This is a genomic window from Mesorhizobium sp. YL-MeA3-2017, from assembly GCF_030814575.1.
GTDB classification, from domain to species: Bacteria; Pseudomonadota; Alphaproteobacteria; order Rhizobiales; family Rhizobiaceae; genus Mesorhizobium; species Mesorhizobium terrae.
This window is the reverse complement of the sequence record NZ_JAUSVH010000001.1, coordinates 3,531,718-3,553,618: the sequence shown is the minus strand read 5'-3', so window position 1 is coordinate 3,553,618 and position 21,901 is coordinate 3,531,718. Positions and strand designations below refer to the sequence as shown.

At 63.5% G+C, this 21,901-nt stretch carries 19 protein-coding genes and 1 tRNA gene; 8 read left to right on the top strand and 12 right to left on the bottom strand.

The window, feature by feature from the left end; genetic code table 11:
* Positions 1-116: 116 nt before the first annotated feature.
* The 3 genes from QFZ88_RS17010 to galE all read right to left on the bottom strand — a co-directional run bounded on the left by QFZ88_RS17010 (position 117) and on the right by galE (position 3,913).
* Complete coding sequence (locus tag QFZ88_RS17010) at positions 117-1,280, bottom strand: dipeptidase (protein ID WP_024926007.1); 1,164 nt, start codon at positions 1,278-1,280, stop codon at positions 117-119.
* Between the two features lie 261 nt (positions 1,281-1,541).
* Positions 1,542-2,792, bottom strand: coding sequence for a D-amino acid dehydrogenase (locus QFZ88_RS17005; protein ID WP_024926006.1), 1,251 nt, complete (start codon positions 2,790-2,792; stop codon positions 1,542-1,544).
* Between the two features lie 122 nt (positions 2,793-2,914).
* Entirely contained in the window at positions 2,915-3,913 is a 999-nt protein-coding gene (gene galE, locus QFZ88_RS17000; RefSeq protein ID WP_024926005.1) for a UDP-glucose 4-epimerase GalE, read from the bottom strand.
* Between the two features lie 260 nt (positions 3,914-4,173).
* Here galE and hemA point away from each other — a divergent pair, with 260 nt between their 5' ends.
* Together hemA and QFZ88_RS16990 are read left to right on the top strand one after the other, a co-directional pair.
* On the top strand, positions 4,174-5,451 hold the full coding sequence (hemA, locus tag QFZ88_RS16995) for a 5-aminolevulinate synthase (RefSeq protein ID WP_024926004.1): 1,278 nt from the start codon (positions 4,174-4,176) through the stop codon (positions 5,449-5,451).
* 565 nt (positions 5,452-6,016) lie between these two features.
* Positions 6,017-7,102 carry a SecDF P1 head subdomain-containing protein gene (locus tag QFZ88_RS16990; protein WP_161777454.1) on the top strand — a complete coding sequence of 362 codons (1,086 nt, stop codon included), beginning with the start codon at positions 6,017-6,019 and terminating at the stop codon, positions 7,100-7,102.
* An 18-nt stretch (positions 7,103-7,120) separates the two neighbouring features.
* Here the strand turns inward: QFZ88_RS16990 and QFZ88_RS16985 are convergent, their stop codons facing one another.
* The 4 genes from QFZ88_RS16985 to mscL all read right to left on the bottom strand — a co-directional run bounded on the left by QFZ88_RS16985 (position 7,121) and on the right by mscL (position 10,550).
* Positions 7,121-7,609, bottom strand: a complete 489-nt coding sequence (locus QFZ88_RS16985; RefSeq protein WP_024926002.1) for a molybdopterin-dependent oxidoreductase — start codon at positions 7,607-7,609, stop codon at positions 7,121-7,123.
* 82 nt (positions 7,610-7,691) lie between these two features.
* Positions 7,692-8,771: a branched-chain amino acid aminotransferase gene (locus QFZ88_RS16980; RefSeq protein ID WP_024926001.1), complete on the bottom strand. Its 1,080-nt coding sequence runs from the start codon at positions 8,769-8,771 to the stop codon at positions 7,692-7,694.
* 80 nt (positions 8,772-8,851) lie between these two features.
* Positions 8,852-10,018, bottom strand: coding sequence for a pyridoxal phosphate-dependent aminotransferase (locus QFZ88_RS16975; RefSeq protein ID WP_024926000.1), 1,167 nt, complete (start codon positions 10,016-10,018; stop codon positions 8,852-8,854).
* 109 nt (positions 10,019-10,127) lie between these two features.
* Complete coding sequence (mscL, locus tag QFZ88_RS16970; RefSeq protein WP_024925999.1) at positions 10,128-10,550, bottom strand: large conductance mechanosensitive channel protein MscL; 423 nt, start codon at positions 10,548-10,550, stop codon at positions 10,128-10,130.
* 246 nt (positions 10,551-10,796) lie between these two features.
* Here mscL and QFZ88_RS16965 point away from each other — a divergent pair, with 246 nt between their 5' ends.
* Positions 10,797-14,291, top strand: coding sequence for a NahK/ErcS family hybrid sensor histidine kinase/response regulator (locus tag QFZ88_RS16965; RefSeq protein ID WP_024925998.1), 3,495 nt, complete (start codon positions 10,797-10,799; stop codon positions 14,289-14,291).
* Position 14,292: 1 nt separating this feature from the next.
* On the opposite strand, the gene QFZ88_RS16960 is transcribed toward QFZ88_RS16965, so the two are convergent.
* Positions 14,293-14,949 (bottom strand): response regulator transcription factor, encoded by a 657-nt coding sequence (locus QFZ88_RS16960; protein ID WP_024925997.1) that lies wholly within the window; start codon positions 14,947-14,949, stop codon positions 14,293-14,295.
* A gap of 163 nt (positions 14,950-15,112) precedes the next feature.
* Positions 15,113-15,547, bottom strand: coding sequence for a hypothetical protein (locus tag QFZ88_RS16955; RefSeq protein ID WP_024925996.1), 435 nt, complete (start codon positions 15,545-15,547; stop codon positions 15,113-15,115).
* Between the two features lie 110 nt (positions 15,548-15,657).
* Here QFZ88_RS16955 and QFZ88_RS16950 point away from each other — a divergent pair, with 110 nt between their 5' ends.
* Together QFZ88_RS16950 and QFZ88_RS16945 are read left to right on the top strand one after the other, a co-directional pair.
* Positions 15,658-16,008, top strand: coding sequence for a DUF952 domain-containing protein (locus QFZ88_RS16950; RefSeq protein ID WP_024925995.1), 351 nt, complete (start codon positions 15,658-15,660; stop codon positions 16,006-16,008).
* Positions 16,005-17,081 carry a quinone-dependent dihydroorotate dehydrogenase gene (locus tag QFZ88_RS16945; RefSeq protein WP_024925994.1) on the top strand — a complete coding sequence of 359 codons (1,077 nt, stop codon included), beginning with the start codon at positions 16,005-16,007 and terminating at the stop codon, positions 17,079-17,081. Before QFZ88_RS16950 ends, QFZ88_RS16945 begins: the two co-directional genes overlap by 4 nt.
* On the opposite strand, the gene QFZ88_RS16940 is transcribed toward QFZ88_RS16945, so the two are convergent.
* On the bottom strand, positions 17,078-18,415 hold the full coding sequence (locus QFZ88_RS16940) for an MATE family efflux transporter (RefSeq protein WP_024925993.1): 1,338 nt from the start codon (positions 18,413-18,415) through the stop codon (positions 17,078-17,080). The genes QFZ88_RS16945 and QFZ88_RS16940 overlap by 4 nt on opposite strands.
* A gap of 125 nt (positions 18,416-18,540) precedes the next feature.
* Here QFZ88_RS16940 and QFZ88_RS16935 point away from each other — a divergent pair, with 125 nt between their 5' ends.
* Positions 18,541-19,443 carry a histone deacetylase gene (locus QFZ88_RS16935; protein WP_024925992.1) on the top strand — a complete coding sequence of 301 codons (903 nt, stop codon included), beginning with the start codon at positions 18,541-18,543 and terminating at the stop codon, positions 19,441-19,443.
* 3 nt (positions 19,444-19,446) lie between these two features.
* On the opposite strand, the gene QFZ88_RS16930 is transcribed toward QFZ88_RS16935, so the two are convergent.
* A complete protein-coding gene (locus QFZ88_RS16930) occupies positions 19,447-19,710 on the bottom strand; it encodes a DUF6460 domain-containing protein (protein ID WP_024925991.1) in 264 nt (87 codons plus the stop codon).
* A 111-nt stretch (positions 19,711-19,821) separates the two neighbouring features.
* On the opposite strand from QFZ88_RS16930, the gene QFZ88_RS16925 reads away from it, so the two are divergent.
* A tRNA-Gly gene (locus QFZ88_RS16925) sits at positions 19,822-19,895 on the top strand.
* A gap of 220 nt (positions 19,896-20,115) precedes the next feature.
* Here QFZ88_RS16925 and QFZ88_RS16920 read toward each other — a convergent pair.
* A complete protein-coding gene (locus tag QFZ88_RS16920; RefSeq protein ID WP_024925990.1) occupies positions 20,116-20,823 on the bottom strand; it encodes an outer membrane protein in 708 nt (235 codons plus the stop codon).
* A gap of 408 nt (positions 20,824-21,231) precedes the next feature.
* On the opposite strand from QFZ88_RS16920, the gene QFZ88_RS16915 reads away from it, so the two are divergent.
* A complete protein-coding gene (locus QFZ88_RS16915; protein WP_024925989.1) occupies positions 21,232-21,894 on the top strand; it encodes an outer membrane protein in 663 nt (220 codons plus the stop codon).
* Positions 21,895-21,901 lie beyond the last annotated feature (7 nt).

The window sequence follows — 21,901 nt, the reverse complement described above, 5'->3', positions numbered from 1 at the left end:
GAGTGGTGATTCACGACGGGGCCAATGACTCGCCTCAAAACCGCTGCGATGCAAGGCGCCATATTCGGGAAATAATCGGCACAACGATCAGGCGTTTGCGGCGAAAGCCGTGAACCTCAGTCCGGCAGATTTTCGAGCAGGAAGCGGATTTCGTTGCCACCCATCGCCTTGCCGGTATCCGCGTCGCTGAAACCGGCGGACTGCAGCGCGTCGGTGATCTGGACAAGTCCGGTGGTGTCGAACGGCATCGCGACGGCGCCGTCGAAATCCGAGCCGAGCGCGACATGATCGATGCCGGCGACACCGGCTGCATGCTGGATCGCCCTGGCAACGGCGGCTGCATCCTTGCCGCAGACGGCGGTTTCCCAGTAGCCGATGCCGATCAGTCCTCCCTTGGCCGCCAGCGCCTTCAGTTGGTCGTCGGACAGGTTGCGGTTGTTGTCGCAGGTGCCCTTCACTCCGGTGTGCGAGATGACGACGGGACGCGTCGAGACAGCGAGCGCATCGTCGATGGTGGCGGACGAGGCGTGGGCGAGATCGAGGATCATGCCCTTTTCCTCCATGCGGCGGACCATCTCGCGACCCTTGTCGGTCAGGCCGCCCTTGTCGACGCCATGCGCGGAACCACCCATCTCGCTGTCGAAGAAATGCGCAGGCGACATCATGCGGAACCCGGCATCGAAGAGCGCGTCGACATTGGCCGGATCGCCTTCCAGCACCTGCGCGCCCTCGATAGCGAGCAGACCGGCGACGATACCGCGCTCGACCTTGCGTCGTTCCAGGAAACGGCGCAGGTCGCGCTTCGTCCTGATGACGACGAAGTGGCCGTCGGAGCGTGCCGCCATGTCGTTCAGCCTGGCGGCCTGGTAAAGCGCGCGCTGCTTGAGGCTGAGGATAGCCGAAAGCGGCCAGCGCTGGCCTATCGCAAGCAGCGTGATGTTGTCGGTCGAGCCGTCATTGTGCTCGATGTTCTGGCCACGCGGCGACTTGCTGACCACGGCGAACACCTGCAGGGCAACGTTGCCGTCCTCCAGCCTCGGTATATCGACCTGACCGCGTGTGCCACGCGCCAGCAGATCGCGCCCCCACAGCAGCGGGTCCGCGTGCAGATCGGCGATGATGAGCGTCTCATGCAGCGCCTTGGCCTTGTCCGAAGCCGCATAGGGCGGCGGGTTGATGACGCGGTTCATCGCCTGTTCGACGCGGGCCGGCAGCACGAAGAAGAAAAAGCCGAGCCCGACGGCGAGCAGCACCACCAATGCCGGGAGAATGAACTTCAAGAAGCGCCGCATCATACCCCCAACCGTCAGAGCCTCTCGGCTTCCCTCGAAGCGCTCGAGCGCTTTGTTTTCGCACAATTCCGGACGCAAAATCGCCGCGCGCCTTTGCTGAAACTGCTCAGGCAGCGATCATTTCCCGGCAAAACCGGGAAGTCGAGGTGAAGGCTGGGCAATCCATGAGTTCTCAACCGGTTTGGATGGCGAACTCTTCCGCCAGGTGGCTCCGCATCGCGATGCCCGCGCTCGCAGCACCGTTCCCGCCTAGCCCTTGTAGACAAGCCCCTGCGGGTCGATCTCGGGTTTGCGGCCGGCAACCAGATCGGCCAGGAAGCGGCCCGAGCCGCAGGCCATGGTCCAGCCGACATGGCCATGACCGGTGTCGAGATAAAGGTTGCGGTATTTCGCACGACCGATGACCGGGACTGAGTTCGGCATCATCGGCCGCAGGCCGGCCCACAACTCGGCCTTCTTCTCGTCGAAGGCGCCAGGGAACAGGTCCTTCGCCGTCCTGAACATGGCGGCATAGTCGCTGGGGCGATAGGAACGGTCGAAACCGGTGAACTCGGCCGTCGAGGCGAGCCGCAGCCGGTTGCCGAGGCGCGAATAGGCGATCAGCTGATCCTCGTCGGCACCGCCCATGGTCGGCCCCTTGTTCTCGTCCTCCAGCGGCAATGTCGCGGTGTAACCCTTGACCGGGTAGACGGGCAGATCGATGCCGTAGCGACGGCCGAGCAGGCCGCTCTCCGGGCCCATCGAGATGACGACGGCATCGGCCGAAAGCGGGCCGGCCGACGTCATCACCCGGCGCACGGCGTCGCCCTCGATGTCCAGTCCCTCAACGGCAGTGCCATAGCGGAACGTCACGCCGAGCTTTTCAGCGCAATAGGCGGCGAGCCGCTCGACGAACTGCCTGGAATCGCCGGTCTGGTCGATCGGCGAATAGACGCCGCCGGCGATCTTGTCCTTGGCGCCGGCAAGCCCGGGCTCAAGCTCGACGAGCCTATTGCGATCGACGATCTCGATCGGCAGGCCGTGCTCGGCGAGGAATCGGTAATTGTCGGTGCCTGTATCGAGGCTCTGCTGCGAGCGGAAGAAATAGAGAATGCCCTTGCGGCGCTCGTCGTAGCCGATGCCGGTCTCGTCCGAAATGGCGTTGATGCAGTCGCGCGAATAGAGCGCGAGCCTGAGCTTGACCGCCGTGTTGGCGCGCAGGCGCTCCTGCGTGCACTGCCTGAGGAAACGCATGCTCCAGGCCAGGAAATAGGGATCGAAGCGCAGCCTGACCTTGATGCCGAGATCATGGTTGTACAGCGCGCGCAGGAACGTCCTCAGCGCCGTCGGGGAGGCCCAGGCGGTGGCATCGCCCGGCGAAACCAGGCCGGCATTGGAATAGCTGGTGCCCCGCGCCGCGATCTCGTGGCGTTCGACGACCGTCACTTCATGCCCATCCTTGGCGAGAGAATAGGCCGCCGCCGTGCCGACGACGCCCGCGCCGAGAACCAAAATCTTCAATGCCGCCCCCTCAACGCGATGACGAATGCGACCAGCCCCCAGCCGCGTCGGCGTTCTCATAACCGCAATCGGCTGGCGTTTCGAGCCTCGATACGCTGGGCCAGGCCGGAGAATGGCGAACTTCAGCCGCGCGCGGAGTTTTTCCTGGCGAGAATGCGTTCCCACTCCAGCGCATCGCCAACGATCAGGTCGAGATCGTCGCGACGTGGCACCCAACCGAGCTCGCCACGAGCCCGGTCGGAATTGGCGACAATCGCGGCGGCGTCGCCGGGCCTACGCGGGCCGAGATTGACGGCGAAATCGTGCCCGCAGGCGCGGCGCACGGCATCGATCACCTCAAGCACGGAATAGCCGTGGCCGTAACCGCAATTGGCGACCAGATTGCCGCCGCCGGCGCGCAGCCTTTGCAGCGCCAGCCGGTGCGCGGCGGCCAGATCGCTGACATGGATATAGTCGCGCATGCAGGTGCCGTCGGGCGTCGGATAGTCGGTTCCGAACACCTGCATGGCGGCGCGTTTGCCGAGTGCCGTCTCGCTGGCGACCTTGATGAGGTGGGTGGCGCCCGGCGTCGACTGGCCGGTGCGGCCCTTGGGATCGGCGCCGGCGACGTTGAAGTAACGCAGTGCCGTGTAGCGCAAGCCATGGGCGGCGGCGGCATCGCGCAACATCCACTCGCTCATCAGCTTGGAGCGGCCATAGGGCGATTCCGGTACGGTGCCCGCATCCTCGACCACCGGCTCCAGCCCGGCGCTGCCATAGACGGCCGCCGTGGACGAGAAGATGAAGTTGGACACGCCGGCCCGCACCGCCGTTTCGATCAGCGTGCGTGTCTTGGAGGTGTTGTTCTCATAATAGGCCAGCGGATCGGCGACCGATTCCGGAACCACGATGGAGCCGGCGAAATGGATGATGGCGTCAATGCCATGCTCGCGGATCAGCGCACCGACCAGTTCCTTGTCGGCAACGTCGCCGACGACAAATTTCGCCTCCGGGGCCACCGCCCAGTCGAAACCGGTGGACAGGCGGTCGATGACGACGACGTCTTCCTCGCCGGAATCCAGCAGCTCCCACACCATGTGGCTGCCGATGTAGCCGGCGCCACCGGTCACCAACACCGCCATTCGGCCACTCCCTTCAAGATTGCGCGAAACAGTCTCATGTGCGGCATCGTTGCCGACGCTAACGGGAAAGCCTTAAAAAGCAATCTGGATGATCGTAGATGCTTGGTTTCGCCTCACCGCAATATTGATCCACATCAAGGGAATAGGCAACGCTTTGTGTTCGTTGGACTTGGTTCAGGGCGTGGCATTTTGACCAAAGCTGGTCCATGGACGTCAGACGGGCCGATGACTATGATCCGGACGCAAATTGGGAAGCAAAGATGAACTATCAGCGGTTCTTCGAGGAAGCGATCGACCAGCTCCACGCGGAGCGCCGCTACCGGGTTTTCGCCGACCTGGAGCGCATCGCCGGCAAATTTCCGCGCGCTATCTGGCGCTCCAACGGCCGCGCCGAGGAAATCACCGTATGGTGCTCGAACGACTATCTCGGCATGGGCCAGCATCCCGACGTGATCGCCTCCTTCCAGGAAGCGGCCGGCCGCATGGGCTCGGGCGCCGGCGGCACCCGCAACATTTCCGGCACCAATCACCCGCTGGTCGAGCTCGAGCTTGAACTCGCCGACCTGCACGCCAAGGAGGCGGCGCTGGTCTTCACCTCCGGTTTCGTGTCCAACGAGGCGTCGATCTCGACCATCGCGCGGCTGCTGCCGAACTGCCTGATCATCTCGGACGAGCTCAACCATGCCTCGATGATCGAGGGCGTGCGTCGCTCCGGCGCAGAAAAGAAGATCTTCCGCCACAACGACGTCGCGCATCTGGAGAGCCTGCTGCAGGCGGCCGGGCGCGAACGCGCCAAGCTGATCGTCTTCGAAAGCGTTTATTCGATGGACGGCGACATCGCGCCGATCGAAGCGATCGCCGACCTCGCCGACAAATACAACGCCATGACCTATATCGACGAGGTCCATGCCGTGGGCATGTACGGTCCGCGCGGCGGCGGCATCACCGAGCGCGAGGGCCTGGCCGACCGCATCGACATCATCGAGGGCACGTTGGCCAAGGCGTTCGGCACGCTGGGCGGCTACATCAGCGGCAACAAGGCGGTCATCGATGCCGTGCGCTCCTACGCGCCGGGCTTCATCTTCACCACCGCGCTACCGCCGGCGCTCGCGGCGGCCACCACGACATCCATCCGCCATCTGAAGAATTCGCAGACCGAACGCGACGCGCAGAAGCGTCAGGCCGAGCGCACCAAGCAGGTGCTGGCCGATGCCGGCCTGCCGGTAATGAACTCCGCCACCCATATCGTGCCGGTCCTGGTCGGCGATCCGGAACTCTGCAAGATGGCCAGCGACCGCCTGCTCGGCGTGCATGGCATCTACATCCAGCCGATCAACTACCCGACCGTGCCGCGCGGCACCGAGCGGCTGCGCATCACGCCGACGCCGTTCCATTCGGACGAGCTGATCGCGGAACTGCAAGCAGCGCTGGTCGAGACCTGGGATGCCCTCGGCATCCCCTACGGCGCCGCTGGCCGTCCGTCCGTCACCGAAAACGAGCGCATCGTTTCGCTGCTGGTGCCCAAGTCCGGCGGCTGACGGCAGCTTCTTCCTTAAGCGACGACCCCGGCTGTGTGCAGGTGCTAGCCGGAAATAGTTTTCGTTCATTCCCGCATGCGGTGTGGACAGCCGGAGATTGACGTGTCAGGTCTCGACCGGGGCTTTTGACCGGATATATCGCATGCCAGTCCGCGCCATTCATCGACGCCGCAAATCCGGATTCGGCTTGCCCAGCCCGTTCACTCTTGCGCTGGCCTGCTGCTTCGGCCTCACCCCCGTTGGCCCGATACGGGCAGCGGAAAGCGTCACGATCCCCGCATATCAGCCGGCGGTCGGTGCCGAGCATGGCTACCGTATTCAGAAGACGACCGAGACCGACATGTCGCTCTGGTTCGACAAACCGGAAGCGTCTTCGGTGGTGATGCGCGGAGACTTCCGCCATCAGCTGGTCGTTCTCTCGCGCGACGACAAGGCGATGCGCGTCCGATGGAGCCTTTCCGCCGATCTGCCGCCGGGAACTGCGGGCGCGGCGGATTCCTATGCGATGAATACCCAGCTTCGGAATTCGCTGGCTGCCTATGGCGTGCAGCAGCTGGATCTCGACATGGATCTGACCGGCTATCCGACCGCGTTGACGGGAGCCGACCAGATCATCGCCCATATGGAAAGCCTCATCGCCGCTCCGGGGGCAGCCGGCACGACACTGCCGGCCGACAGCGTTGCCAGCCAGATGCTTCAGGCGGTCAAGGACAATCCGCTGAAGGTCGTTGACGTCCTTCTCCCCGAGGTCATCGTTCTCAGCCTGGGACAGGCCACGCAGGAGGGCACCACCGAGGTCGGCAGCACCTGGACCGCGAAAAGCGACGAAAGCATGGGAGACACACTCGTTCCCGCGACATCGGCGTGGAAGTTCGAAACGACCGACAGCGCAAGGCGCACGGCCACTTTCAGCATGAAACAGAGTTTCGATGCGACGGCCCTGCATTCGGCCATGAAAGCGCGGATCGAAAAGATGATCGCCGCCTTCGCCGAACGATCAAAGCAGCTGACGGACGAACAGATGGCGCGGGTGCAAAGCTCCCAAAAATCGCGCGACCTGACGCTCGTCATGTCGCTGCAAGACGGTTCGACCGTGGAGGCGCTGGATAGCGTGACCGTGGACACAGGCGGCACGAAGCTCACCATCGTCACGCATATCTGGCGCGACGACCAATCGCCGACCCTGCCCGAGCCGCCGGCATGGAATGCCAAGAGCGTGTCGGCCCAAGCGATCAGTCCGTTGGAACAACCCGCGTCCCGGCCTTCCGATCTGGAAAAAACCGGCAGCGAGGCAAAGCCCGCTGCGCCGGCCGAACAACAAAGCGCAGCCGAGCCGGCCAAAGCCGTTGCTCCGGTCTCGCTCAAGATCGCGAAAGCCGAAGTGGTGACGGACTCAGTCAGCTACGGAGCCGCAGTCAAAATCGATATGACACCGGACAGCGCCGGTGCTTTCCGGGATTTCACGACCGCCTCAGTCGGACGGCAAACGCAGCTCGTCGTCGACGGCAAGGTGATCTCGGAGCCGGTCATAAGAGAGCCGATCATGGGCGGCAGCGTCATGATCAGCGTCGACACTGCAACCGAGGCGCAGTCGCTGGCGCGACAACTGTCAGCCCCCGGCGCTACGATCACCGTGCGCCTGGCGCCCTGACGAGGCACTGCGCCCCGCCTACTTCACCTCGATCGAGACCACGCTCTTGACGCTTCTGGCGCCACGCGCATCGCCCGGCACGACCAGCCGAAGCCCTTCGTCCGGCGCCAGCGGCTTGCCGTCGCGCTCGGTGGCGATCAGGATCGCCCGATTGCCGAAATCCGGCGCGATCTCACCGATCGAGAAAGCGATGCGGTAGCCGTCTTCGGCGGTCACCAGGAACGTATGTTGCAGGTCTTCGTGGTGGTTCTGGCTGAGCTTGGACAGGCCCTTTTCCTGCAGCAAGGACCACAAAAGCACGCCCTTGTAGTGCCCTTTCTCCACCCCGTTCTTGGTCATGAACGAGACGTCCATTTCCGTCGCCGGAAATTTCGCGAGATCGGCCGGGGTCAGTGTGGCGGAGGTGATACCGACGCCCGAAATGGCGATGCCACCATCTCCCGCACGTGCCCAGGATGGCACGGCCAGCACGATGAGGAAGGCCAGAAAAGCGCGGGCAGATCTCATGCAAAAGGCTCCGTCATATCCACCTGGATATTACGGAGCCTCAAGGGAAAGGCAACGGCAACGAGCCGCCGGCGCGGGAACCCTAGATCTTGCGCACCCAGCCGTGGTCGTCCTTGACGGTGCCGCGCTGCACGCCGACCAGCTTGGCGCGCAACTGCGAGGTGACCTCGCCGTCGCCGCTGTTGCCGATGGCAAACGAGCCGTCCCTGAACTTCACGGTGCCGATGCCGGCGATGACGGCCGCGGTGCCGCAAGCAAACGCTTCGCGCAGCTTGCCGCTCTTGGCGTCGGCCTGCCATTCGTCGAAGCCGTAGAGGCGCTCCTCGACCGTGTAGCCGGCCTCTGCGGCGAGCTTCATGATGGAGGCGCGCGTGATGCCGGGCAGGATCGTGCCCAATGGCGGTGTGACGATACGCTTGTCGTCCATGACGAAGAAGACGTTCATGCCGCCGAGTTCCTCGATCCAGCGGCGCTCGGCGGCGTCGAGGAAGACGACCTGGTCGCAGCCATTGCGGGTGGCCTCGGCCTGGGCGATCAGGCTGGCGGCATAGTTGCCGCCGCATTTGGCGGCACCTGTACCACCCGGCGCGGCGCGGGTGTAGTCGTCCGACACCCAGACCGTCACTGCCTTGTAGCCACCCTTGAAATAGGCGCCGACCGGCGAGGCGATGACGCAGAAGATGTATTCGCTGGCCGGGCGAACGCCGAGGAATGCCTCGCTGGCGAACATGAAGGGCCGCAGATAGAGGCTGCCATCGCCCTCGGGCACCCAGTCGGCGTCGATGCGCACCAGCGTCTCGACGGCCTCGATGAACAGGTCTTCCGGGATAGGCGGCATCGCCATGCGCTCGGCCGACAGGTTCAGGCGGCGTGCATTCTCCTCGGGGCGGAAAAGCGCCAACCCGTCCTTGGTGCGGTAGGCCTTCATGCCCTCGAAGATTTCCTGGGCGTAGTGCAGCACGGCCGCCGCCGGATCGATGGCGAAAGGCGCCCGCGCCTTGACCGCGCCATCGTGCCAGCCGCGCTCGACGCTCCAGGTGATGGTGACCATGTGGTCGGAGAACACCTTGCCGAAACCTGGATTCTCCATCAGCGCGGCACGGGCGGCCGGCGATGTCGGCGATGCATGCGGGATCAAAGCAATGCGCGGCTTTACTGTCATCTGGCGTACTTTCCTCAAGCCGTCCGGTCAGGAGCGGCAAATATCACCTTCTCACAGGCTCGTAACAATCTTGCGCGAAATTACAAGCGCTGCATCCAGTCCGCGACGCGCGTTGCAGCCTCCTCGAGCTGGTCGAGACGGCGCAGGAAGCACAATCTGAGGAACTGTTCGCCGCCCGGACCGAAGGCGGTGCCCGGCGCCAGACCGACATTGGCATGGTCGACGATGTCGAAGGCGGCGGCGCGCGAATCGACAAGGCCGTCGATGGAAAAGAGCAGATAGAAGGCGCCTGGCGGCACGGCGAAACGCGCCCGGCCCGACCGGCCGAGGATGCCGCAGACGAGATCGCGTGCCTGGCGCGCATGCGCGACCTGACCGGCGACAAAGGCGTCGCCCTCGTCGAGGGCGGCGACGGCTCCGCGCTGCATGAATTGCGCCACGCCCGAGGTCGAATACTGGATCAGGTTCTCGAACACCTGCTGCAACGACGGATGCGTCTTGATCCAGCCGACGCGCCAGCCGGTCATCGACCAGTTCTTGGAGAAGCTGTTGACGAACAGGATGCGGTCCTCATCGGCCATGATGTCGATGAAGGAGGCGGCCCGGCCGCCGTCATAATGGAACTGCGAATAGATCTCGTCGGCGACGATCCACAGGTTCCTGGCACGGGCCAGGTCGAGGATCGCCTGCAAGGTCTCGCGGTCGGCGGTCCAGCCGGTCGGGTTGGACGGCGTGTTGACGAACAGCGCCCTGGTGCGCGGCGTGATCGCCGCCGCGATCTTGTCGACATCGCAGACCCAGCCATTGTCGGTGAGGTCGAGCACGACCGGCACCGGCACGGCGCCGCCGATACCCGCGGCGGCGGCAAAATTCGGCCAGGCGGGCGACAGATAGATCACTTCGTCGCCGGCGCCGGCAACAGCGTCGAGAGCAAGCTGGATGGCATGCATGCCGGATCCGGTCAGGATGAATTCCTCCGGCGTGAAGCTCTTGCCGAAATGGCGCCCGTAATAGCGGGACAGCGCCTGCCGAACCTCCGGTATGCCCTTCTGCCAGGTGTAGAAGGTCTCGCCGCCGACAAGCGCGCGGCTGGCCGCCTCGGAAATGAAGGCCGGTGTCGGCTGGTCGCCCTCGCCGGCCCAGAGCGGGATCATCCCGTCGCGACCGCGCCCGTGGTTCATCACCGCGACAATGCCGCTTTCGGGAGCGGCGCGCGCCTCGGCGCGCAAATTCTCGACCATGTCCATGGCAGGTTCCGTGTTTTCCTGCCGGCGAGTGCTATCGCGTTTCCCAAAGGCCGAAAACAGAAAAACCCGGCCGCAAGCGACCGGGTTCTTGGTCCAGATGGGCGAAAAGCTACTTCTTGGCGAGCAGGTCGCGAATTTCGGTGAGCAATGCCACATCGGCCGGCGGTGCAGCCGGAGCCGGGGCCGGCTTTTCCTTTTCCAGGCGCTTGCGCATATTGTTCACGGCCTTGACCATGATGAAGATGATCCAGGCCAGGATCAGGAAATTGAGCACCACGGTGATGAAGGAGCCGTAGGCAAACACGGCGCCCTGTTTCTTGGCTTCGGCCAACGTCACCGCGGTAACCGCCGACGACAGACCGAAGAAGTAGTTGTTGAAATCGAGGCCACCGAAGATGGCACCGACGATCGGCATGATGATGTCGTTGACCAACGAGTCGACGATCTTACCGAAGGCAGCGCCGATGATGACGCCGACCGCCAGATCCATCACATTGCCTTTGGAGATAAATTCCTGAAACTCTTTCAGCATCTTTTCCCTCTTCGTCGCGCAGGCTGCTTCCACAGCGGACTATCGGTCCCCTGTCCCGATTCGAGCATACAACAGCAAAAACCTCAGGTTGCACAGGCGAAAAACGCGAAGTGACGCGCACCGCACTGCGCGGCCGTCGGCATCTCCACGGCTTCCCGGCTGCGCCCAATGTCGTGATGGACTTGGCCTGGAAGCTGTGATTGCCTCGATCGGGAAGAGCAACGCAATATGGGAGGAGGACCCGGCGTGCAGGGCTGGTTCATCGTCATCATAGCGCTTGCCTATGTGACGCTCCTGTTCGGGATCGCCAGCCTCGGCGACCGGCGCTCGATCGCGGCGGGCCCGGGGCGGCCGCGGCCGTTCATCTATGCGCTCAGCCTCGCCATCTACTGCACGTCCTGGACCTTCTTCGGCTCGGTCGGCCTGTCGTCGGAACGGGGGCTGGAATTCCTCGGCATCTATATCGGCCCGATCCTGCTTTTCGTCTTCGGGTTTCCGCTCCTGTCGCGCATCGTGCGCCTGGCCAAGGCCGAGAAGATCACCTCGGTGGCTGACTTCCTTGGCGCGCGCTATGGCAAGAGTTTCACCGTCGCTGCCATCGCCACGCTGATCGCGACAGTCGGAGCCGTGCCCTATATCGCCCTGCAGCTAAAGGCGATCTCCGGTTCGGTCAACCTGATGGTCGAGCATTATTCCGGCTCGCCGCTCTCCTTCGACCCCTTCGTTTCAGACATCTCGCTGATCGTGGCGATGCTTCTGGCGGTGTTCGCCGTGCTGTTCGGCACCCGCCACGCCGACGCCACCGAACATCAGGACGGGCTGGTGCTGGCCGTGGCGGTGGAATCGGTGGTCAAGCTCGCCGCTTTCCTGGCGATCGGCCTGATGGTCACCTTCCTGATCTTCGGTGGACCGGGAGACATGTTCAGCCAGTTCGCGGCGACGCCGAAGGTCAAGGATGCCATGGGCTACGGCACGTCGCTGGCCACATGGCTGGTGCTGACCGGTCTCAGCGCCTTCGCCATCGTCATGCTGCCGCGCCAGTTCTATGTGATGATCGTCGAGAACCGCAGCGAGCGCGAACTGCGCACGGCGACATGGGTCTTCCCGCTCTACCTGATCGCCATCAACCTGTTCGTGCTGCCGATCGCCTTTGCCGGGCTGAGCTTTGTCGGCGGCCGCACCTCAAGCGACCTCTACGTTTTGTCGCTGCCGCTGCTCAGCGGTCATGACGGGTTGGCGATGGCCGCCTTCATCGGCGGGCTCTCGGCCGCCACCGCCATGGTCATCGTGGAATGCGTCGCGCTGGCGATCATGATCTCCAACGATCTCGTCATCCCACTGTTCGTGCGCCGCGTGCTGAAGAACAGTGCCTCGGAAAACGAGGACTGGTCGACGCTGATCCTCAATGTGCGCCGCGCCTCGATCTTCATCGTGCTGTTCATCGCCTTCCTCTACTATCGCGCCTCCACCGACAGCGCGCGGCTCTCCTCCATCGGCCTGATGTCCTTCGCGGCGATCGCGCAATTCGCGCCGGCTTTGATCGGAGGTTTGATATGGCGCCGCGCCAACGGACGGGGTGCCGCGCTCGGCATGGTGGCGGGCATTGCCATATGGGCCTTCACGCTCTTGTTTCCCTCGATCGCGGCACCCGACAACACCATCGTCGCGCAGGGCCTGTTCGGCATCCAGGCGCTGCGACCGCAGGCGCTGTTCGGCACGATTGCCGAACCGCTCAACCACGGCGTCATGTGGAGCCTGGCCATCAATGCCCTGTTCTTCGTGTTCGGCTCGCTGTCGCGCGCCTCGGTTCCGCTTGAGCGCATCCAGGCCGCGATCTTCGTGCCGCGCGACACGAGCCCGAAGCCCAGCCTGCGTCGCTTTCGCACCGCCACCACCGTCAACGACCTGAAGGACACGATCGGCCGTTACCTCGGGGTCGAACGCACCGAACGTTCGTTCCAGACCTTCGAACGGGACCAGGGCATTTCCCTGCATGGCAACGAACAGGCCAGCATGGAGACGATCCGTTTTTCCGAGCAGCTTCTGGCCAGCGCCGTCGGTTCGTCCTCGGCCAGGCTGGTGCTGTCGCTGCTGTTCCGCCGCAACGACCGCGAGTCCCGCGATGCCTTCCGGCTGCTCGACGATGCCACCGAGGCCCTGCAACACAACCGCGACCTTCTGCAGATCGCGCTGGACCAGATGGAACAGGGCATCACCGTCTTCGACCGGGACTTCCGGCTGATCTGCTGGAACCGCCAGTATCGGTCCCTGTTCGATCTGCCCGACGACATGGGCCAGGTTGGCGTGTCGCTCGACCGTATCCTCGGTCATCTGGCCGAACGGGGCGATATTTCGCCCGAAACCGGGCTTGCCGTGCTCGACCGGCTGGCCAGTTTTGTCGGCCCGTGGCAGCTCGAACTCAAAACCAGCGGCCGCATCCTGGAGCTGCGGTCGAACCCGATGCCGGATGGCGGCCTGGTCGCCACCTATGCCGACATATCCGCGCGCGTCGAGGCGGATCTGGCGCTCAAACGCGCCAATGAATCGCTGGAACAGCGCGTTAAAAGCCGCACTGCCGAACTTACCCGGGTCAACGAAGAACTGGCGCAGGCGCAGATGCTGGCCGAGGAGGCCAATCTCGGCAAGACACGGTTCCTGGCCGCCGCCGGCCACGACATCCTGCAGCCGCTCAATGCCGCCCGCCTCTATTGCGCTTCGCTGATCGAGAAGGCCGGCAAGGGCGCAAGCGGACAAGCGGCGATCAACATCGAATCCTCGCTGGAATCGGTGGAGACCATTCTGGGCGCCGTGCTCGACATCTCGCGGCTGGATGCCGGCGCCATGAAGCCGGAAGAGACGACCTTCCGCCTCGACGGCCTGCTTCGACAGGTCGGCACAGACTTCAAACCGCTCGCCGCAGAAAAACGCCTGAAACTGACCATCGTGCCCTCGTCGCTGTCGGTGACGACCGACCGCAACCTGCTCAGGCGGCTCATCCAGAACCTGGTGTCGAACGCCATCAAATACACGCGCAAGGGCCACATACTGGTCGGCGTGCGGCGGCGCGGCGAGTTGCTCGAGCTGCAGGTGATCGACACCGGCATCGGCATTGCCGGCGACAAATTGAACACCGTCTTCCACGAATTCACCCGGCTGGACGAAGGCGCGCGCGAGGCGCAGGGGCTCGGCCTCGGGCTGTCCATCGTCGACCGCATCGCCCGCGTGCTCAGGCTGGAGATCAGGCTTTTTTCCAACCAGGGCAGAGGCACGCGATTCTCCGTCGTCATGCCGGTGGCCGCAGCCGCGGAAGCGGCACCCGAAGCCAGGCCCCGCATGGCGGCGCGTCTCGGTTCGACACTTGCCGGCCTCTCAGTCGTCTGCATCGACAACGACACCCGCATCCTGGAAGGCATGCGGCTGCTGATCGAGGGTTGGGGATGCACGGCAACGACCTTGCAGGGCTCCGCCGATTTCAAGGCAAGGGCCAGCGCGCTGGCGCAACCCGACCTGATCCTCGCCGACTATCACCTTGATGGGGAAACGGGCCTGGATGTCGTCGCCCATCTGCGCCGGCACTATCGCGAGGCGATACCGGCGGTTCTGGTGACGGCCGACCGCACCAGCGAGGTGCGCATGGCGGCCGCCGAACTCGACGTGCCAGTGATCAACAAGCCGGTGAAGCCGGCGGCGCTGCGCACGATGATGGCAAGGGTGAAGCCGCTGGCACCTGCGGCGGAATAGATCAGCCGTTCTGCAGCGGGTCGCCGCCGATCTTGGCGAGTTGGATCACCGCCTGGGTGCGGCTGTCGACATCGAGCTTCTGCAGGATCGCCGAGACATGCGCCTTGATGGTTGCTTCCGAGACGCCGAGTTCATAGGCGATCTGCTTGTTGAGCAATCCTTCGCCCAACATGCCAAGCACCCGCGTCTGCTGCGGCGTCAGGGTCTGCAGGCGCTTGATGAGATCGGAGATTTCCTGATCGCGCTCGATGCCGAGATCGATGCCGGCGGGGACGGCGATATCGCCGGCGAGCACGGCCTTCACCGCCTCGCGGATGTCTTCCATGCTGGCCGACTTGGAGATGAAGCCGGAAGCGCCCAGTTCGAGCGCGCGGCGGATGGTGACCGGGTCGTCATGCGCCGAGACCACCACCATCGGCACCGACGGATGGATGCCGCGCAGCGAGATCAGGCCCGACAGCCCGCTGGCGCCGGGCATGGACAGGTCGAGCAGCAGGAGATCGATGTCCTCATTGGCGGTGACCAGCGCCTTGACGCTGTCGAAGTCACCGGCCTCATGAATGACGGCCACATCGCCGACGCCGGTAAGCGCCGCCTTGAGCGCCCCGCGAAAAAGGGGGTGATCGTCGGCGATGACGAAGCTGTAGCCTGCCGGCAAGATGTCCCTCCCCGATCCCTGTTCTCTTCCCGCAGGATCAAGCGATTGGATTATGCGGTGGCGGACGTCGTTTTCAAGCAGCAAAGACGACAGTCGGAAGGTTCCCAACAAGCTAGCCTGGATCAGGATCACTTCGATCCGATCCGGGTGGCGCCCAGAAAGCTCAGGTCTTCTGCAGACTTGGCTTGGTCGGGTCGCCGTTTTCCTTGTCCATGTCCTTCACGATGCCCATGAAGCCGCGCACGAAGCGCTCCATGTAGCTCATCGTCTTGTTGAAATCCTCCTCGCTGGGCAGCTTGGATTCCAGCTTGGCCGACAACGAATTCTCGAGCTTGGTGACACGACCGTCCAGGGCCTTGACCGTGCCTTGCAGACGGTCGATCTCGTCCTGGAAGGCAGCGCGTTCGTCGGCGGCGACGCGGCACACTAATTGCCCGTCGCGTTCGTTGCAGACCGACATGGCCCCAGTCTGGGTGTCCATGCGGACATAGCCCTGGTCAGTCTTTTCCAGCCGGTAGCGGCCGGCATCCTCGGCCAATGCGGGCGCGGCAAACAGCGCGGCCAGCGTAGCGGGAACGATGAGGTGTTCGAAACGCATGGTTTCCTCCTTCAGCCGTTGCGCGCAATCTGTCTGCGCTTTGCGCCGGAAATGGGGAGAGCCGCTTCTGCGCTCTTTTCCGGCCGTCACAATCAGACTATAGCGCAACCATGTCACGATTTATCTACAAGATCGTGCCGCAGGCCCTGTGGCGCGAAGCTGAACTTGCAGGCCGCTTCGACGGCGCTCCGATCGATTTCGCCGACGGCTACATCCATTTCTCGACCGCCACACAGGTCCAGGAAACCGCGGCTCGCTACTTCGCCGGCCAGAACGACCTTTTGCTGGCCGCGATCGACGGGACCAAGCTCGGCGAAGCGCTGAAATATGAAGTTTCGCGCGGCGGCGCGCTGTTCCCCCACCTCTACGCCCCCCTCGAATTCGACGCCGTTGCCTGGGTGAGATCTCTGCCGCTCGGCCCCGACAGCAGCCATGTCTTTCCGGAACTGGAGGCCGAATGAGCCTGATCGACCGCATCGGCCAGCAGGTTCTGTTCAGCTTCGATCCCGAAACCGCGCATGGGCTCACGATCGCCGCCTTGCGCTGCGGCTTGCCCGTGGCGACACGCCCGCCACGCGACGAGCGGTTGAAAGTAAGCCTGTGCGGGCTCGATTTCCCGAACCCGCTCGGCATGGCGGCCGGCTACGACAAGAATGCGGAAGTGCCGGACGCGCTGCTCTCGCTCGGCTTCGGTTTCGCCGAGGTCGGCACGGTGACGCCGCTGCCGCAGACGGGCAATCCGAAGCCGCGCATCTTCAGGCTGACGCGCGACGACGCCGTCATCAATCGGCTGGGCTTCAACAATGAAGGCCACGACGCCGCCGAAAGACGGCTTGCTGCCCGCAGGCAGCGTGGCGGCATCATCGGCGTCAACATCGGCGCCAACAAGGACAGCGCCGACCGCATCGACGACTATGAGAAGGGTATCGCGCGTTTCGCACCGCTTGCCTCTTACCTCACGGTCAACATCTCGTCGCCCAATACGCCTGGCCTGCGCACCATGCAGGCGCGCGAGCAACTGGCCGAGCTTCTTTCGCGCGTCATGGCCGCGCGTGAAGCCGCCGCCGCCAGGCCACCAGTGTTTCTGAAGATCGCACCGGACCTCATCGAGGCCGAACTCGAGGACATCGCCGCGGAAGTCACCGAAAACGCGGTGGACGGTGTCATCGTTTCCAACACGACGATCGCCCGGCCGGCGCTCAAGAGCACCAGCCATGCCGGCGAAACCGGCGGCCTTTCGGGCAAGCCGCTGTTCGAGCGCTCGACCGCCGTGCTGGCCAGGATGCGCAAGCTGCTTGGTGCGGATCGCGCGATCATCGGGGTCGGTGGCGTCGATTCGGCAGAGACCGCATTGGAGAAAATCCGCGCCGGCGCCGATCTCGTGCAGCTTTATACCGGCATGATCTATGCCGGACCATCCTTGCCGGGACGCATCGTCGCCGGCATGTCCAGTCTCGCCGACCGCGAGGGACTGAAGTCCATCCGCGAGCTTCGCGACAGCAAGCTCGCCGACTGGCTGGCGAAACCGATCTAAAAGGCTTCGCGCACCCGCCGCTGCATGATCGAGAACAGGCTGATGCCGCGCACCAGCAGGAAGACGTGCAGCGCCGCCCACAGGCCGTGATTGCCGAAGGCTGGTGTCAGTGTCAGCAACGCTGCCAGGAACACGCAGAACGACAACAGCATCATGTTGCGCATGTCGCGCGACCAGGTGGCGCCGATGAACACGCCATCCATCTGGAAGGCGAGCACGCCGCTCAGCGCTGTGAACGCGGCCCAGGGCAGATAGGTGTCGGCCACCGTGCGCACGGCATCGGAGGTGGTGACGACACCGACCAGGGCGGCACCGCCAAAGAGCAGCACCAGCGTCGCGACACCGGCGAGGCCATAACCCCACAGAAGCGTCAGCCGCACCGCGCGCCGGAACGAACGTTCGGCGCGGGCGCCGATGGCGCGTCCCGCCAGCTGCTCGGCAGCTGTGGCGAAACCGTCGAGGAAATAGCCTGCGATGAGAAAGAAGTTCATCAGCACGGCATTGGCGGCGAGCGTGACCGTGCCGAACTGCGCGCCCTGGCGCGTGAACAGAGCGAATGCGGCCAGAAGCGAGAAGGAGCGGATCATGATGTCGCGGTTCAGCGACATCATGTGCTTGAAGGCCGACCAGTCGAGGATGCGGCTCATCGGCAAGCGGGGCGCACGGGAAAAGCGCCTCAGCACAATCGCCAATCCCAGCAACATCGCGCAAAACTCGCCGGTCAGCGTCGCCCAGGCAACGCCGGCCACGCCCCAGCCGAGCTCCAGGCCGAGCACGATGCAAAGCGCGATGTTGATGCCGTTGAGAACGATCTGCAGGAACAGGCCGAGATTGCCTTCGCCACGGCCCAGCACGTAGCCGAGGATGGCGTAGTTGACGAGCGAGAAGGGCGCGGCAAGCAGGCGGATGCGGATGTAGAGATCCATCGCCTCGTTGACCCGCTGCTCAGCCCCCATGAATTTCTGGCCGAGAACGGAGGCGACCGGGGCAAGTGCCGCCAGCACGACGCCGGCGACGATGGCGATCAGCACCGAACGCCAGAAAACCGCCTGCTCCTCGGCAGTGTCGCCGCGACCGAAAGCCTGCGCGACCAGACCGGTGGTGCCGGAACGCAGGAAATTGAAGGTGGTGAAGACGACGTCGAACACCAGCGCGCCGGCGGCGAGGCCGCCAAGCAAGGCGGCATCGCCGAACTGACCGACCACCGCCGTGTCGACCAAGCCGAGCAGAGGCGTTGTCAGATAGGCGAGCGTCATCGGCACCGCGATGGCGAGCACCGAGCGGTTGGTGACGACGAACGACCGGCTCGCGGTCGCTGACGATGCCTGGTCCAGTGGTGCCTCCCAGCGGCCTCTTGAACGGGTCGCCGATGTGGCCCAATTTCGCTGTACCGCGCAACTGACATTCCGGACCGGGCAACCGAAATTCCCGCTCTGGCGCATGTTTATGGATACGCCGCTTGCCACTGCAGATCGTCCACCATCCGGACTACGATGCCGGCTTCGCCGTCAATCACCGCTTCCCGATGAGCAAATATCCGCTTTTGATGGAGACGTTGTCGGCGCGTGGATTGGCTCTACCGGGCGCCTTGCATCAGCCCCGGCCCGCGTCAGCCAACTGGTTGAAATGCGCGCATGACGCAACCTATGTCGATCAGGTCATCGACTGCGCGGTGCCGGCGAAAATCGAACGCGAGATCGGCTTTCCTGTCGGCCCGCGGGTGTCGTTGCGTGCCCAGCTTGCGGCCGCTGGCACCGTTCTGGCCGCACGGCTGGCGCTCGAACATGGCATAGCCTGCAATGCCGCCGGCGGCAGCCATCATGCGCGCCGCGCGCAAGGCGCCGGTTTCTGCACCTTCAACGACGTCGCGGTGGCGGCGCTGACATTGCTGGACGAAGGCCGGGTCGGCAACGTTCTAGTGGTCGACCTCGACGTGCATCAGGGCGATGGCACCGCCGACATCCTGCGCGACGAGCCGCGCGTGTTCACCCTGTCCGTGCATGGCGAGCGCAACTACCCGGTTCGCAAGATCGCTTCCGACCTCGACATCGCCTTGCCCGACGGAACCGGCGACCGCGACTATCTGGACCGGCTGGACGGCCTGCTGCCGGTCATCTCCGGCCAGCGACCCTGGGACCTTGTCTTCTACAATGCCGGCGTCGACGTGCACGCCGAGGATCGGCTCGGCCGGCTCTCGCTCAGCGATGACGGCATTCGTGCGCGCGAACGGGCAGTGATCGGCCATTTCCGCCGGCGCGGCATACCGCTGTGCGGTGTCATCGGCGGCGGCTATTCCACCGACGTGCCGGCGTTGGCCGGCCGCCACGCCATCCTGTTCGAGGAAGCGGCGGCCGTAGCCTGAGCGTTATTTGCGATAGCTCGCCAGCCGCAGGATGATGAAGGCCGGCACGACGATCGCGGCACCCAAAAGGATATAGCCGACGAAACGGTCGATGGCGCGGAAGCCCATGTGCCACAGGTCGAGGAAGAAATTTTGGATGCCATAGAGCACGTCGAACGGCGACCAGCCGAAGGCGCTCATGACAATGCCGACCAGGAACGACACCACGACAAGCTTGAGCAGGATCTTGAGCGGCGTGTCGCCGAGAAAGCGGGTCAGTGCAGACAAGGCTCTTCTCCGTTGCAGTCCCTGAGCGTGAGATACGCGCTCGCGGCACTTGCTTCAAGCCGCCGCTTTCTGATTGCCCGAGCCGAGGCGGCCATGCTAACTGGGCGGCGCGCGGGTATGATGTAATGGTAGCCTGTCAGCTTCCCAAGCTGAACGCGCGGGTTCGATTCCCGCTACCCGCTCCAAATCATCAAAGCTAAATAATTGATCCGGCAGAGCCTGCGGCAAGGCCGAACGCATATACAACGGCCAGGCGCGGTTTATGAAAACTCATCCTGTGACGCGATTTGTGCCACAACATGTGACCCAATATTGCGACCATCTACCCTTGCCAAATCGAATCCCGATTTACGACGCTTAGACGTAAATCGGGAGGCAACAGCACTGTTTCGATGTCCGCTTACTTCAGAATTTATAATTCAACCGCGCCAGAACAAGGTCTGTATCTCCGCCTGTTTTGAAGCCTTGCACGCTGGGACCCTTGGGAACCGTGAAGGACACATCACGCTCTGTTTCAAAGATCCGATTGTATTCGACGCCAAGCGACCAGTTTTGGCTAAGCGCGTATTCTGTGCCAACGCCCACAGTTCCGCCAAAACGGGTTTTGACCCCTGTTTCGGAGGCTAAAACACCGCCTGGAGCCAAAAACTGATAGTTGCGACGCGTGATAGCTGCACCGCCTTTCACATAGACTAGGAAATCATTCCATGCGTAACCGACCTGTCCGGTAAACAAGCCAAAAGCCTTTGTCTTGGAACGAACGATACCGCCGGGAACAAGGAGGTTGTCGCTACTACCCGACAGGTCAGCCCAGTTGCCTTGTCCTTCCAGCCCAGACACCCAGCCATCCATCTGCCAGCGGTAGCCAACCTGGCCGCCGACGGTCCCGCCATTTCCATCATAATCAGCGGCAGTTCCCACTCCGATCACAGATCGATTATCGTGACTTTGGCCCCACCCGCCGTTGATGCCGGCATAAAAACCGCTCCAATCGCGGCCTATGGTGATCTCCGTATTGGGTGCAGCTCCGGCGCTGGAAGCAGAAATATCCGCGGCTGCGGCGGGCACCATAGGTGCGGTTAAAGAAAATACGGTGAGCAGAAATACCCTCATGGAGATGTAGCCCCTTTCCCTAGACGCTATCCGCGTTAAAATTATGTAATGTAATAACATAAACAAACTTAATGTCTAGAGCCTTCATTGAAGCACTCCGGAGAGGGCAGGCTTGCTATGTTGACCACGTCATTTCGTGACACGATTTGCGCCACAATCCATGACATCAAACTCATGGCCAACGGTGCTTAGCCATTGATTTTACGGTACAAGAATTTCGGCTCTGCGCCCGCTACCCCGCTCCAGCTCATTTCGTGGTTTCGGCGCCGGGAAGGGTGAACGTCTCCGCCGTGCTTCCCGTCGTATCCGCGCAACACCGCGTTGAAATCCGCGTGATCCGGCAAGCCGCCGCTATTTCCAATCGGCATGGTTGCACGTAGGATGCGCTCGTCTGCACAGGGGCATCCGATGAAGCGCTACTTCATTGCTTTCGCCTTGCTCGCCACGCCGATCAGCGGAGCGTTTGCTGCTGACGCGGTTGTGGACCTTCCTGTCGCCTCGACTTTCGACTGGAATGGCGCCTATCTCGGCGGCCAGGCCGGATATGGCTGGGGCCGCGCCGACAATTCGTTTCCTTCCAATCCCGCAGCCGAAATCAGCGGCAGCGTCGATGGCGGATTTGGCGGCCTTTATGGCGGCTGGAACATCCAGAACGGCAATTTCGTCGGCGGCATCGATGCCGACATCAACTATTCAGGGATCAAGGGCACGTCCACCAATGCGGCAACCGGGGAATCGCTCAACACCAAGGTGACCTGGACCGGCGACATACGCGGGCGCGTCGGCTACGCAATGGACAATCTGCTCATCTACGGTGCCGGCGGCCTGGCGCTTGGCGGCATCAAGGTGAATGTCTCCAACGCCGGCGGCACCTTTGCCAGCGCCAGCGAAACCCGTGCGGGCTGGACGCTTGGCGCCGGCGCTGAATATGCGTTCTCGAACAATTGGGTCGGTCGCGCGGAATATAAATACACCGACTTCGGCAAGGTCGGTTATTCCGCTCCCGCGGGCGATGGCTCGGTCGAGGTCAACACCAACACGCTTGCCATCGGCTTCGCTTACAAATTCTGAGCGATTT

Bases quoted from the DNA above. Each gene is read 5' to 3' on its own strand.
- QFZ88_RS16975 (WP_024926000.1), bottom strand. From the start codon at position 10,018: ATGGACATGGTCGAGAATTTGCGCGCCGAGGCGCGCGCCGCTCCCGAA.
- QFZ88_RS16980 (WP_024926001.1), bottom strand. From the start codon at position 8,771: ATGACAGTAAAGCCGCGCATTGCTTTGATCCCGCATGCATCGCCGACA.
- QFZ88_RS16945 (WP_024925994.1), top strand. From the start codon at position 16,005: ATGAGCCTGATCGACCGCATCGGCCAGCAGGTTCTGTTCAGCTTCGAT.
- QFZ88_RS16950 (WP_024925995.1), top strand. From the start codon at position 15,658: ATGTCACGATTTATCTACAAGATCGTGCCGCAGGCCCTGTGGCGCGAA.
- QFZ88_RS16955 (WP_024925996.1), bottom strand. From the start codon at position 15,547: ATGCGTTTCGAACACCTCATCGTTCCCGCTACGCTGGCCGCGCTGTTT.
- galE (WP_024926005.1), bottom strand. From the start codon at position 3,913: ATGGCGGTGTTGGTGACCGGTGGCGCCGGCTACATCGGCAGCCACATG.
- hemA (WP_024926004.1), top strand. From the start codon at position 4,174: ATGAACTATCAGCGGTTCTTCGAGGAAGCGATCGACCAGCTCCACGCG.
- QFZ88_RS16920 (WP_024925990.1), bottom strand. From the start codon at position 20,823: ATGAGGGTATTTCTGCTCACCGTATTTTCTTTAACCGCACCTATGGTG.
- mscL (WP_024925999.1), bottom strand. From the start codon at position 10,550: ATGCTGAAAGAGTTTCAGGAATTTATCTCCAAAGGCAATGTGATGGAT.
- QFZ88_RS16915 (WP_024925989.1), top strand. From the start codon at position 21,232: ATGAAGCGCTACTTCATTGCTTTCGCCTTGCTCGCCACGCCGATCAGC.
- QFZ88_RS16985 (WP_024926002.1), bottom strand. From the start codon at position 7,609: ATGAGATCTGCCCGCGCTTTTCTGGCCTTCCTCATCGTGCTGGCCGTG.
- QFZ88_RS16990 (WP_161777454.1), top strand. From the start codon at position 6,017: ATGGATCTGACCGGCTATCCGACCGCGTTGACGGGAGCCGACCAGATC.